The sequence below is a fragment of the Paraburkholderia sp. RL17-373-BIF-A genome (genome assembly GCF_046030175.1).
In the GTDB taxonomy this organism is placed as follows: Bacteria; Pseudomonadota; Gammaproteobacteria; order Burkholderiales; family Burkholderiaceae; genus Paraburkholderia.
Window position 1 is genome coordinate 164,541 of sequence record NZ_JARESO010000007.1, and the last position, 12,366, is coordinate 176,906.

At 63.5% G+C, this 12,366-nt stretch carries 13 protein-coding genes; 6 read left to right on the top strand and 7 right to left on the bottom strand.

Annotated elements, in window-relative coordinates:
* Nucleotides 1-30: 30 nt before the first annotated feature.
* The gene (locus P0D80_RS11275) at nt 31-1,035 is read right to left on the bottom strand and encodes an FUSC family protein (protein ID WP_408283995.1); all 1,005 of its coding nucleotides are present in this window, start codon (nt 1,033-1,035) and stop codon (nt 31-33) included.
* A 426-nt stretch (nt 1,036-1,461) separates the two neighbouring features.
* Between P0D80_RS11275 and P0D80_RS11280 the strand changes: the two genes are divergently transcribed.
* The 3 genes from P0D80_RS11280 (at nt 1,462) to msrA (ending at nt 2,925) form a co-directional block, all read left to right on the top strand.
* Nucleotides 1,462-1,887, top strand: coding sequence for an Ohr family peroxiredoxin (locus P0D80_RS11280; RefSeq protein ID WP_408283737.1), 426 nt, complete (start codon nt 1,462-1,464; stop codon nt 1,885-1,887).
* An 88-nt stretch (nt 1,888-1,975) separates the two neighbouring features.
* On the top strand, nt 1,976-2,248 hold the full coding sequence (locus P0D80_RS11285) for a hypothetical protein (protein WP_408283740.1): 273 nt from the start codon (nt 1,976-1,978) through the stop codon (nt 2,246-2,248).
* A gap of 170 nt (nt 2,249-2,418) precedes the next feature.
* Nucleotides 2,419-2,925 carry a peptide-methionine (S)-S-oxide reductase MsrA gene (msrA, locus tag P0D80_RS11290; RefSeq protein ID WP_408180252.1) on the top strand — a complete coding sequence of 169 codons (507 nt, stop codon included), beginning with the start codon at nt 2,419-2,421 and terminating at the stop codon, nt 2,923-2,925.
* A 128-nt stretch (nt 2,926-3,053) separates the two neighbouring features.
* On the opposite strand, the gene P0D80_RS11295 is transcribed toward msrA, so the two are convergent.
* Nucleotides 3,054-3,515: a MarR family winged helix-turn-helix transcriptional regulator gene (locus P0D80_RS11295; protein WP_121309326.1), complete on the bottom strand. Its 462-nt coding sequence runs from the start codon at nt 3,513-3,515 to the stop codon at nt 3,054-3,056.
* A gap of 226 nt (nt 3,516-3,741) precedes the next feature.
* Between P0D80_RS11295 and P0D80_RS11300 the strand changes: the two genes are divergently transcribed.
* Together P0D80_RS11300 and P0D80_RS11305 are read left to right on the top strand one after the other, a co-directional pair.
* Nucleotides 3,742-4,986, top strand: coding sequence for an NAD(P)/FAD-dependent oxidoreductase (locus P0D80_RS11300; RefSeq protein WP_408283744.1), 1,245 nt, complete (start codon nt 3,742-3,744; stop codon nt 4,984-4,986).
* A 122-nt stretch (nt 4,987-5,108) separates the two neighbouring features.
* Entirely contained in the window at nt 5,109-6,131 is a 1,023-nt protein-coding gene (locus P0D80_RS11305; RefSeq protein WP_408283746.1) for an alpha/beta hydrolase family protein, read from the top strand.
* A 16-nt stretch (nt 6,132-6,147) separates the two neighbouring features.
* Here P0D80_RS11305 and P0D80_RS11310 read toward each other — a convergent pair whose 3' ends face one another.
* The 3 genes from P0D80_RS11310 to P0D80_RS11320 form a co-directional block, all read right to left on the bottom strand.
* The gene (locus P0D80_RS11310) at nt 6,148-6,552 is read right to left on the bottom strand and encodes an ester cyclase (protein WP_408180249.1); all 405 of its coding nucleotides are present in this window, start codon (nt 6,550-6,552) and stop codon (nt 6,148-6,150) included.
* A 63-nt stretch (nt 6,553-6,615) separates the two neighbouring features.
* Nucleotides 6,616-7,788 carry a glycosyltransferase family 9 protein gene (locus P0D80_RS11315; protein WP_408283748.1) on the bottom strand — a complete coding sequence of 391 codons (1,173 nt, stop codon included), beginning with the start codon at nt 7,786-7,788 and terminating at the stop codon, nt 6,616-6,618.
* Nucleotides 7,789-8,055: 267 nt separating this feature from the next.
* The gene (locus tag P0D80_RS11320; protein ID WP_132378680.1) at nt 8,056-9,219 is read right to left on the bottom strand and encodes an MFS transporter; all 1,164 of its coding nucleotides are present in this window, start codon (nt 9,217-9,219) and stop codon (nt 8,056-8,058) included.
* A 192-nt stretch (nt 9,220-9,411) separates the two neighbouring features.
* Between P0D80_RS11320 and P0D80_RS11325 the strand changes: the two genes are divergently transcribed.
* The gene (locus P0D80_RS11325) at nt 9,412-9,843 is read left to right on the top strand and encodes a PRC-barrel domain-containing protein (protein ID WP_132378682.1); all 432 of its coding nucleotides are present in this window, start codon (nt 9,412-9,414) and stop codon (nt 9,841-9,843) included.
* Nucleotides 9,844-9,911: 68 nt separating this feature from the next.
* Here the strand turns inward: P0D80_RS11325 and P0D80_RS11330 are convergent, their stop codons facing one another.
* Together P0D80_RS11330 and P0D80_RS11335 are read right to left on the bottom strand one after the other, a co-directional pair.
* Complete coding sequence (locus tag P0D80_RS11330; protein WP_408283753.1) at nt 9,912-10,901, bottom strand: substrate-binding domain-containing protein; 990 nt, start codon at nt 10,899-10,901, stop codon at nt 9,912-9,914.
* Nucleotides 10,902-10,983: 82 nt separating this feature from the next.
* Nucleotides 10,984-12,318, bottom strand: coding sequence for a leucine-rich repeat-containing protein kinase family protein (locus P0D80_RS11335; protein ID WP_408283756.1), 1,335 nt, complete (start codon nt 12,316-12,318; stop codon nt 10,984-10,986).
* Nucleotides 12,319-12,366: the final 48 nt, after the last annotated feature.

Genomic DNA, 12,366 nt, shown 5'->3' on the forward strand with positions numbered 1-12,366 from the left:
CGGTCGCGCGACGCTCTCCACCCCGGCCCGTCACAAGCGCAGCGGGAAGATGAACTTCGCCGCCAGCAGTCCAAGCACGCCGCCGAGGAGCGTCTCCCAGGCGCGCGCGCCAAGAATCGAAATGGAGTGCACGCCGCCGATCGCCAGCGTCACGATCAGCGTGAAGGCGAACGCTCCGCAAGCGATGTCGTAGCGATCGGGCAACGTCATCGCGTAGACGATCATGGCGGCCGCGACGGCGGCCCAGGCGAGCAGCGGCGCGTGCTCGACGAGCGGCAGGCAGGCTAAACCCACCGGAACGCCGATCAACGTACCGATGATCCGTCGGCGCACCCGTTCCGCCGTGCCGCTCGCGGAGCCCGCAACCACGTAGGTGCTTGCCGTGATCGCCCAGGCGGACTCCTTGAGTCCGATCGTCTCGTTCAAGACAACGACGACCAGCGCGCCGCTTGCCGCCTGCAGGCCCATGATGAGTTCAGCGGAAAGTATCCAGCGATCCGGCACGTTGACGGGCGAAAGCACCGTCATGGCGGGACGCTCCGCCGGGCCGCTGAGCAGCCGTGGAACGATGCACGCGATAATCGCGATCAGTCCCGCCACTCCGACCGCCGGCAGATCGACCGTCGTCAGATGGACGTTGTAAGCCAGCAATTGGCCGATGTATATCTGGGAGCCCATTCCCGCACCCAGAATGCCGAAGCGCTTGAGATAGCCGACCAGAAAGGCGCCTGTGACGAGCGTCAGTTCCGGGCCCGATTTGCCGATCGACTGCAGGAGCGGGGCGAATGCGATGAACATGGCCGCGCCGAGCACGGCGGCGGCACACAGGAGTGCCAGGTCGCGGCTGGATTCGGGCCGCGAGACGCGCGCTTCCGAGACGCTGGCCCACAGCGCGAAGTTGCCGGCCAGCGAGGCGACGAGCGTCGCGCCGGGCAAACCATGCGTGATGTCCTGCAACGTCCCGAGCGCAGCGGCGATGCCGTAGGCGGTGATAAGCCGCAGTCCCTTGATCCGGCGATGCGTGCCGGGATCCATCTGCTCAAGCCAAATCGTCGCTCTTCTTAGGACGCCACGCCCGTCCTCGCCCGTGGGTTCGCCTTGAATGCCATCGCTCGCCGCGCGGTTTTGCGCGTCGGCGCTGATCTCTTTCTTGTCGTTCTCCGGGATCGTCGTTCGCTTCACGGCGTTGGGCGCGTCGGATTGGGCTACCCGTAGTCTAGTTGATCGGAACGGCGCGGACCGGTCGGAAATCGTGGTCAGCGGCTTGTTTCGCCAACCCGGTTAAGACAACCGCTTCCTGACGGCCATCGACTAATCGCGGCTTTTGCTATCAAAAATCGTATGCGATTTAATCTCATGCGCTTGACAAGGCCAAACTTCTCCCTCATTATGCGACGCATGCGATCGCATCGCATGCGATTTAAAGCGATTAGACACCCTCTCTCTTTCAAGGAATTCATCATGACCAAGATCGAAACCGTCCTGCTCACCGGCAAAACCCACACGAAGTTCAGCGGCCGCGGCGGCCGCGTCGACCTCAATCTGTCGACGGCCAAAGGCGCCGGCGACGACATCGCGTTCCCGGCCGTCCAGGCGCATCCGACCGCGGAGCAGTTGTTCGCGGGCGCCTGGTCGGCCTGTTACATCTCCGCGATCGGCCTCGTGGCTCAGGCGAAAAAGGTGACGCTTCCGGCCGATCTGTCGGTGGATATCGAGGTGGATCTGGGCATGACCGGCGACGCCTACTTCCTCCAGGCCCGCTTCGACGTCAGCGTGCCGGGCGTGGCGCGCAAAGTTGCCGAGGCCCTCGCGCACGAAGCGCACGAAATCTGCCCGTATTCGAAAGCAACGCGCGGAAACATCGACGTCGTGGTCAACGTGGTCTGATCCTTTTCCATCACTGAATCGGCTTTTCGGGGCGCGATCCGGCAAGGCTCGCGCCTCTTACCAAACATCTTTTATGCGGAGTTCCATCATGAAAACCAAACTCGTTGCTGCATTGCTCGTCGCACTTTCTGCTTCCGCCGCCGCGCCCGCATTCGCCAGCGGCTATGGTCCGGCCCCCTTCTATCGCCCTTCGGTCGGCGCCCCAGCGTCGCAACGCGGGCAGAGCGCGCAAACCGTCGCGGCGAGTGCCGACGACGCAGCCGGCTCGCAAGCCGCGTATGGCGGTGTCGTCTCCGGCCACTCCGAGTCCGCAAGCCGCGCCGCCGTCGCGCCTCACGACAATCTTTACGCACGTCACTAAAGCGCGCAGCCGGCCGCGGCACGCAGCGCGGCCGGTTAGCTTGCCAATGCCCCAGGTCGGCACGAAGGGCTTTGCCTGCCGGCCGACTGGCCGTGCCGATCTCTGGCATGCTTGCGGGACCGCATCCGAAAAACGGCGAGCCAACCACTGACGAAAAGGATTGGATTGAAATGACGACGCAAACCGAAACCGCCATCCTGGCCGGCGGCTGCTTCTGGGGCATGCAAGACCTGCTGCGGCGCTATCCCGGCGTGCTGTCCACGCGCGTGGGCTACACGGGCGGCGACGTGCCCAACGCCACTTACCGCAACCACGGCACGCACGCAGAGGCGCTGGAAATCGTGTTCGACCCGCGCCAGATCAGCTATCGCAAGATCCTGGAGTTTTTCTTCCAGATCCACGATCCGACGACGAAGAACCGCCAGGGCAACGACATCGGCATGAGCTACCGCTCGGCCATCTTCTATCTCGACGATGAGCAGAAGCGAGTGGCCGAGCACACCATCGCCGACGTCGAGGCATCGGATCTCTGGCCTGGCAAGGTCGTCACCGAGATCGTTCCCGCCGGCCCGTTCTGGGAAGCCGAGCCGGAACATCAGGACTATCTGGAGCGCATTCCCGACGGATACACGTGCCACTTCGTCCGCCCGAACTGGAAGCTGCCCGAGCGCGGCTGAAGGTTAAATCAAGCGCCGACGATGAAGCAACGCCGTGGCGCAAAGAAGAAGAAGCCCGCGGACATCGTTCGCGGGCTTCTTCGTTTTGAAAGGCGCTTGATGCGCGCACGGATCGCGTGATCCGCCGCTCATTCCCCGTTCTGAACCGCTTTGACGAGATTGTTGCGCAGCGTCACGATCGCCTTCTGCACTTTCGAGAACTCGTCCGGCGCGAGGCCGGTTGCTTCGACGAGGTCCATGTTCAGGCCTTTTTCGCGCAACCGCCGACCGCTTTTCGTCAAGCCGACCCGCACCTGGCGCTCGTCTTCGGGGTCCCGCTGCCGTTCCACATATCCCGCCGCCTCCAGCTTCTTCAGGATCGGCGTGAGCGTGTTGGACTCCAGGAACAGTTTCTCGCCCAGACTGCTGACGGTCTGGTTGTCCTCCTCCCACAGCGCAATGATCGTGATGTATTGCGTATAGGTGAGCCCAAGCTCTTCGAGAATCGGCTTGTATGCCTTGCCGAACGCCAGGTTCGCGGAATAGACCGCAAAGCACAGGAAGTCGGAGAGCTTCACATCCGCGGAAGCTGGTTGGTCGGTCGATTTCATCTGCGTCCTCGTTGGGTAGAGGCTAACGCCTCGCTAACGGCATTATACATCGCATGCGATTTTATCGTAATCGTGTCAAATCTGCCGGGTTGGCGGACGAGCACTGACGATCGGCTTCACCGGCCTCTTCGGCACGAGTAAGCTACCAGCGCAGACAATCACGACCTCGAATCGGCCGCTGCGCCGAGGATTTGAAGGTCCGCACGAATTTCCCTGGGAGAGCGTCTTGAAGCGGATCGTGGTGATCGGCGCAGGCTTCGCCGGACTCTGGAGCGCGGTGGGCGCGGCGCGCAAACTCGACGAACTGCGCGTTCCCGCCGATCAAGTGGAGGTGGTCGTCATCAACGGCACGCCGTACCACAGTATTCGGGTGCGGAATTACGAACAGAATCTGGACGAGACGCGCGTGCCGCTAGCCGATGTGCTCGAGCCGATCGGCGTGCGGCTCGTCGAAGGCACGGTATCCGGCATCGATGTGGCGAACGGCGGCATCACGCTTCAGACCCAAGGACAGACGCAAACACTGGCTTACGACCGGCTCGTCATCGCGGCGGGCAGCCAACTCGTCCACCCCGATATTCCCGGTTTGACCGAGCACGCGTTCGACGTCGATACGTTCTCTGGCGCAACGAAACTCGCCGTGCATCTGCGCGGCTTGCCGTCGCTCGCGAGTGCGACGAGTTCGACGAGTGCGGCGAGTGCGTTTACGGCCGTGGTGGTCGGCGCCGGTTTGACCGGAATCGAACTGGCGGCCGAACTGCCGGCGCGGCTGCGCGGCATCGCGGGCGACGCGCATCGCGACGCCGTGCACGTCGTGCTGGCCGATCGCTCGGCGAAGATCGGCCAGGCCATGGGCGGCGCGCAGCCTGTCATCGAGCGCGCGATGGATGCCCTCGGCGTCGAGATGCTCGCCGGCGTGTCCTTGCAGTCAGTGGACGCCGACGGCGTCGAACTCACGAATGGCCGGCGCATTGAAGCCACCACGGTAATCTGGTGCGGCGGCATGCGCGCGAACGCGCTGACCGCGCAAATCCCCGTGACACTCGATCCGCTCGGACGCCTTCCAGTGGATGCGTTCATGCGCGTGGAAAACGTAGCGCATGTATTCGCTGCCGGCGATTGCGCGCGCGTGTTGATCGACGGCGCGCGGCCATCCGTCATGTCATGCCAGCACAGCCGGCCGATGGGACGCTATGCCGGTCACAACGTCGTCTGCGATCTGTTCGGCGGCGAGATGCTGCCGCTTCATATCGACTGGTACACGACCATTCTCGATCTCGGTCCCTGGGGCGCCGTATACACGGAGGGTTGGGACCGGCATCTCGTGTCCGAAGGCGACGCCGCCAAGACGACGAAGCAAACCATCAACTGCGTACGCATCTACCCGCCGCGCACTCGCGTTCGGGACGACATCCTGCAAGCTGCCGCGCCCGTCGTGCAGACCCCGCCGCCGACAGCCGCGGCCCGATAAACACGCGGAGTTCACGAAACCACGCAAATCGATCCGGTCGTCAGAAAGAGGAAAAAATGAAAACAGCTCTGCTGACGAAATGTGGATCGGTCCGTCCGCTATCGGCGACCCTATGCGGCTGCATGGCCACGTGGTCTGCCATCACGTTTGCGCAATCCATCCAGCCTGGCGCACCCTATCCGGTCGGGATGAAACAACTCGAATACGTCGACACGGCGCAAGGCAACCGACACCTTGCGCTCACGCTGTTCTATCCCGCCGTGCCTGCCAGTTCCGCCACGCCGACGCGCATGGTTTTCTTCACCAACCTGCATCTCTACAAGAACGCCGATATCGTCTCCGACGGGATAAAGCGTCCGCTCGTCATGTTCTCCCACGGGCATGGCAGCAATGGACTTTACTATGCCTGGTTTGCGCAGTATCTGGCGTCGCGCGGCTATATCGTGGCCACGCTGTATCACTACCGCGCCAACACCTACGACGCCACGATCATGTACACGCGGAGCAAACTCTGGCAGCGCCCAGTCGACATCAGCAAGGACATCACTTTCCTTCTGAACGACAAACGCTGGGGACCGCATATCGATCCGGAACGGATCGGCGTTGCCGGCCATTCGCAGGGCGGCTTCACGTCGCTCTGGATTGGCGGCGCGATGGTCAATCCGGACAAGTACCTCGCCTATCAGCGGGCCTGGAAGAACAACGAGCTGGTGCCGGCATCGCTGCGCAAGGAGTTGCCGCTCGATGCCGGGCCGGCGCGCAAGGTGTACGACCGCCGCGTCAAGGCGGTCGTCGCGATGGCACCCGGCGACTTACAGGGTTTCGGCATGGACGAGCAAAGCGTGGCGCAGTTGAAGGTGCCCGCTTATATCATCGTGGGTGCGAGGGACACGCAGGCCCCGCCCAAAGAGAATGCCGAGTTCGCCGCGAAATACGCGCCGCACACGCAACTGGATGTGATGCCGGGCCTCGTCGATCATGAAATCTTCGCCAACGAATGTGATCAGTACGGCCGGGACACGTGGCCGGAAATGTGTATCGATGCGCCCGGCGTGGATCGCACCGAACTGCACGAGTACATTGGAAATGCGGCGCTGAAGTTCTTCGACACCAATCTGAATGTGACGCGCAGCCCGCAAAACTAATCTGATGGCTCAACGTTCAAGCCGTGCCGTCGGATTCAAGCTGCGCTTCGATGGCCGCCTTATCGATCACTGACCACACCTGCTCGATCTTTCCATTGCGGAATTGATAGAACACGTTCTCCGTGAAGGAAACGCGCTTTCCGTTGACGGCGAGGCCGAGGAACGCGCCCTTTGGCGTACAGACGAAGCCGAGCCGGCTGGCTATATAAGGCGGATCGGAAATCAACAACTGAATGTCGAAATGAAGGTCCGGAATTTCACGGAAGTCTCTCTCCAGCATCTCGCGATAACCGGATAAGCCGATGCGCTGACCGTTGTAGTGCGCGTCGTCGTCGACGAACTGGCCGAGATTCGGCCAGTCCTGTTTGTTCAGGCAGGCAATGTAATTCCGGTAGAGGTTGGAGAGATCGGTCGTGTCCACGGCAATTGCTCCGTCCTTGTACGAGGTCCGTGCTGCGAGCCTAACGCATCCAGCGGCACGACGTCAGGCCGCCGCACCAACTTGCGCCCGTTGCGTACCAACCGCCTCCAGCACCGCCTGCGCGACCCGCTCGACGCTCGGCCAGTTCCGTGCGTGTTCACCCGCGACATACTGCTCGGGCGACACGCTGCGATACGGCGGCGGATAACCCCAGATGGCGTCGTGCCGGTCGGGTTTGGTCACGCTCCCGCCGATCACCGCGACGGTAGGACGACGAAACGCTGCCGCGACGTGCATCAGCATCGACGAGTTCGTCAGCACGACGCCGGCCCCTTCGGTGAGGGCGAACAAGATGCGCATCGGCACTTCGCCCGCCAGCGAGCGGACCGGCACGCCCGGCCCCGCCGTTGCGATCGCCTCGGCGGCGCGCAACTGATCCGCCTTGCTGCCGACGATCACGATATCGCACGCGTCGCCGGCTTTTTCCAGTGTCTGTGCGATCTGCGCGAGCGTGGCGCCGACCGGGCGTGCGTCCCACGCCTTGGTGGGAACACCGGCCCCGACGCCGACGATCAACCGCACGGTTCGGCGCCCCGGCACGCCGCCCGCATTCCAGATTTGCGCGGCTGTTGCACGCTCGACGTCGGTCAGGAACAGTTGCGGGCGCGCTTCCGGCAGCGCCGTCGCGCCGAGCAGTTCGCCCTGCGCGAGCGCCGCGCGTCCGCATTGGCGGACAGCGAATTCGATAAACGCCTGACACCCGCTCCAGCCGCCGCGATAACCGCGCACGCCGATGCGATAGCGCACGCCCGTGCGCATCATCAGCAGCGCGCCCATATAGCTGCCGAGCACGTCGATACCGACATCAAAGCCGCCCCGCGCGCGCAGTGCGGCGACCTGCGGGGACTTCGACAGAAAACGCAACACGTTGCCGTGTGAGCGGTCCTCGACCAGCTTGTTGTTCCAGGGCGCGTCGATCTCCACGATCTCGTCGACGAAGGGATTGTTCTCGAGTATCGGACGCCCCCAACTGCCCACGCCGGCGATCAGGCGCGTCGTCGGAAAGCGTTTGCGCAGCGCCTCGAAGAGCGGCGTGGTGGTGAGCAGTTCGCCGAAATCGTTCGGACGCAGCACCAGAATCTCGCGCGGCGTGTCACGATTCGGATCGAACCGTGGCGGGTAGAAACGGGCCATCAACCAGACCGGCGTTTCGATCAGCAGACTTTTCCAACCCATTGCTTCTCCAATGCGGCAGGTGGTGATCGCCGTCACCGTGCATCGGTTCGCGCGGCAGGCGGCCCGGACGCGCAGGGCGCAAGTGTGCGGCAGGCGCCGCCCGGATAGCGCTTTCGATTGTGCATGGTTGTCGCAGCGCGCTCTGTGGCCGGGCGTACAGAGCCGTGCGCTGCGCATGCGTGCGACGCGTAGAATTCCCGCCGGTCGAATCTTGCCGCGTCGCCCGCGAATACCGCCGGGGAAGCCGTCCGGTTCTGGGCCTCGCTCTCAGCAGGTCTCGACCGCGCGGCGATTTGCTGCACGGCCGGCGAACACCAGTATCAAGCCCGCCGCGGCCAGCACCGCGCCGGCAATCGGTACGGCCGTGTAGCCCAATCCCGCCGAAATCACCGCGCCGCCGGCAGCGGCGCCCAGCGCATTGCCGAGATTGAACGCGCCCACATTGACCGACGACGCCAGCCCCGGCGCGTCGGCCGCCGCGTGCATCACGCGAATCTGGACCGGCGGCACGATCGCGAACGTGGCCGCGCCCCACACGAGCATGCCGATCAACGCCCCCACGTGGCTGGTGAGAACGAACGGCAGCGCCACCATGATGACCGCCAGCGCGCCGAGAAACAGCTTGGTGCTGCCGTCGAGCGACCAGTCGGCGAGCCGACCGCCCAGCCCGTTGCCGATCGTGAAGCCGATGCCGATCAGTACCAGCGCAATCGTGACGAAACCGGCGGAGGCACCCGTCATATTCTCGAGCACCGGCGCCACATAGGTGTAAAGCGTGAACATCGCGCCGGCGCCCATGACGGTGGTGGCCATCGCCATCAGCACGTCAGGACGCGCCAGCACGCGCAACTCGCGGCGAATGTCCGGCATCTTGCCGGCGTCGCCTCGAGGCAACGCGACGGCCAATGCGGCGATCGCCAGCACACCGAGTCCGGCGGTGCCGGCGAACGCCATGCGCCAGCCGATCTGCTGACCGATCCAGGTCGCCGCCGGCACGCCGCCGATGTTGGCGATCGTCAGACCCATGAACATGGTGGCGACCGCGCTCGCGCGCTTCTCACGCGACACGAGATTCGCCGCGACCACCGAGCCGATGCCGAAGAACGCGCCGTGGTTCAGGCTCGTCACGAGGCGCGCGGCGAGCAGCGTCCAGTAGCCGGGCGCCATCGCCGAGAGCAGATTGCCGATGACGAAGATCGACATGAGCGCGATCAGCGCTTTCTTCGCGCGCAGCCTGCCGAAGGCGAGCGTCATCAACGGCGCGCCCAGCATGACGCCGAGCGCATAGGCGCTGATCAGCAGGCCCGCGGCCGGAATGGAAACGCCCACGCCGTTCGCGATCACCGGCAACAAACCCATTGGCGCGAATTCCGTGGTGCCGATGCCGAATGCGCCGACAGCCAGGGCCAGCAATGCCCAGGTTGATTTCATGCCTTTTCTCCGTCCAGATATCACAAGCGGAGAATTGTCGGCTAACGGGTGGCCGACAAACAGCCCTACCGCAGCAATTGAATCTTGATCGCGAGGCACGAATGACGATTCATGCCGGAGTCCGGGCACGTCACGTGCTTCCTCATACCAACGTACGAAGCTGGCTGTTGAACAGCCATCAAGGAGCCGAAAATGAAAGCAAAAACTCTGATCTGCGCGACCGCACTCGCCGCGATCTGCGCCTCACAAGGCGCCTACGCGCAGATTGCCGGACTGCAACCGCTCGGTGGCACGGTCGAGCAAACCAATGCGCTGCTGAAGGGCTGGAGCGTGCGGCGCGCCCTTGTCGACCAGCCGGTCTACAACGATCTGAACGACAAGATCGGCAGCATCTATGACGTGATCATTTCGCCGGACCGTAAGGCGACGTATGCGGTCGTGTCGGTGGGCGGCTTCCTCGGCATGGGCAAGCACTATGTGGCGATCCCGGTCGATCACTTCGAGATCCGCGACGGCAACCTGTTCCTCGCCGGCGCGACGAAGGATGCGCTGAAGTCGGTGCCTGAGTTCGAGTACAACAAGCTCGAAAAAGCCACCAAGCCGCACAAGGTCAAAGTGGAATGACCGGAGTGGCAAGCCGTGAGCGAGAGTGAGACGACTCACGCTCGCACCGGCCATGCGACGGGCCGCGTTCAGTGATTCGCGGCCGTGACGAGTTGCAGCGGTGTTTCGATCACGCTCGACAATTCACTCTGCTTCTTCTGTTCGGTGACCGCCTTCAACGCGACATCGACGCCGAATACGGCTTGCCGCGCGGCGAACTGATTGATCGTGGCGAGCACACGGCCATCGGCGATCAACGGCTTGATCGCATCGATATCGTTGTAGCCGGTGACGTAGACGCCGCCGGTTCTGCCCGCATCGCGGACCGCGTCGACCGCGCCCATCGCCATATTGTCGTTGCCGCACAGCAGTCCGCGGATCTGCGGATGTTCGCTGAGCATCTTCGATGCGGCGTCGCGGCCCTTCCCATACTCCCAATCGCCGGCCTGAACGGCGACGATATTGATGCCCGCCGCGTTCATCGCATCCCTGCAGCCGTCCGTGCGTTGCTGTGCATTGCGATCGGCTGAACTGCCTTCGATGATGCCCACCTGATCGCCCGCCTTGAGCCGCTGCGCCAGATAATTGCCCACCTGCTGCGCGCCCTTGCGATTGTTCGGACCGACGAACGGCACGGAAATGCCGGCCGCGTCCTGAAACGCCTCGTCGAGCGGATTGTCGATCGCGACCATGATGATGCCCGCCTTGATCGCACGCGCGACGACCGCCGTTAGCGCCTTCGAATCGGTCGGCGCGATCACGACCGCGTTCATCTTCGCCTTGATCATGTCCTCGACCATGCGGATCTGCCCGGCCGTGTCGCTTTCGGTGGCCGTGCCGCGCACCGTCAAATCGAATTGCGATGCGTAATGCTGCTGGTAGTTCTGTGCGGCGTTCGCCATCGCCACCGTGAACGGATCGCTCAGGGACTTCAGCACGAGCGCGATCTTGAGCTTGCTGCCCGGCGTGACCGCCGCATCCGCCGCGCTGCTGATGCCGGCCGCGGCCAGCGCGCCGGCAAACACCACGCGGCGGCGCATCCCCCAGGAGGACGTCCTTCGGGGCGTCTTCTGCATCATCGAATCTCTCCTTCTGGACCGGGCTGACGAATCGCTGCGCTGCACTCGGATGAAAGGCTGCCGTGGCTCTGCCTGCCGCTCATCAATCGCCCTTCAGCGCCAGTAAACGCGCTGCGATTTCGTCGAACAACGGCCGGCTGTCGATAGCCTCGCTCAGGCAATTGTCCTTCAACTCCACCAAGCGCGCCTGGATGTTCGTCTGCGCGTGCGGCCAGACGCATCGTTCGAGCAACTCTTCGAGCAGACAACCATAGGCTCGAACTTCGAGGCGCTGAAGCGCGAGACCGATGTCGCGATCGTCCAAAGCATAGAAAGACGCGGCGCCGAAATCTCCCAACAGCGCGCGCCCCTGTCCACCGTACAGGATATTGTGAGCGTACAGATCGCCATGCATGATGCCCTGCTTATGCAGATGACACGCCGCCGATGCCATCCCGTACGCAATGCCCAACGCCGCAGCCAAATCGAAGCGTGTGTCGGCGCCGTAGATATCGCGCGTGCAGGAGTCGAGGCTCGGCGGACCGGCAAGGTTGGTGAATTGCGGATCGATCAGTTCCATCACGAGACCGTGCGTGCCTGCGGGATGATCCTTCACTTTCCCCGCCACCGGAATCAGATTCGCATGATCGCCCGCGCGAATGCAGGCTGCCATTTCGCAGTCGGGCAAACCATCGCTGGTCACTGCGCCCTTGAACAGTTTCACCGCGACGTGGCGCAATGCGCCGTGCTGATCCGCCAGCTCCGCGCGATAGATGACACCGGAGGCGCCCTCGCCCAACGCCGCCTCGAGTTTCAAGTCAGGCCACGCGATCGAGGCGGTCGGCGTGTCGATCAACGCCTCCGCTTCGAGCGCTTCGCTGAACGGATTGCCGGCATACGCCAGCCAGGACAGCCGCGGCAGCCGCAACAGCCACGCAGGCAGTCCACTGAGCTGATTCGCCGCGAGACGCAGCAATTCGAGCTGCGAGCAGGCGGCCAATTCCTCGGGAAGCGTCCGCAGACGATTGCCCGCCAGCATCAACTTTTGCAATTGCGTGCAGCCGCCGATTTCGGCAGGCAACGCTTCGATCTCGTTGTCCGTGAGAATCAACCAGCGCAATTGCGGCGGCAGCGCATTGCCGCACACTCGCCGGATGCGGTTGGCCTTGAAGCCGACCATGCTCAATTGCGAGCACTGTCCCAGCACTTCCGGCAATTCGGTGAACGGGTTGTCGGAGCCGAAGAGAATACGCAGCTTGGTGAGCCGTGGCAGATCGTCGGGCAGCGACGTGAGCGCGTTGCCCGACAGGTCGAGAACTTCCAGTGTCTCGGCGAGGTCGAAAATCTCGCGCGGAAATTCAGTCAGGCCGCAGGCCAGTTTCAGCCGGCGCGTGCCCGCGAGTTGGCCGGCCCGCAATTGTTCAAGTGTCGTCGTCACAGTCGTGGAAGAGAGGTCCGGTTGCCGATGCGCTTCGTATCGAAGGTA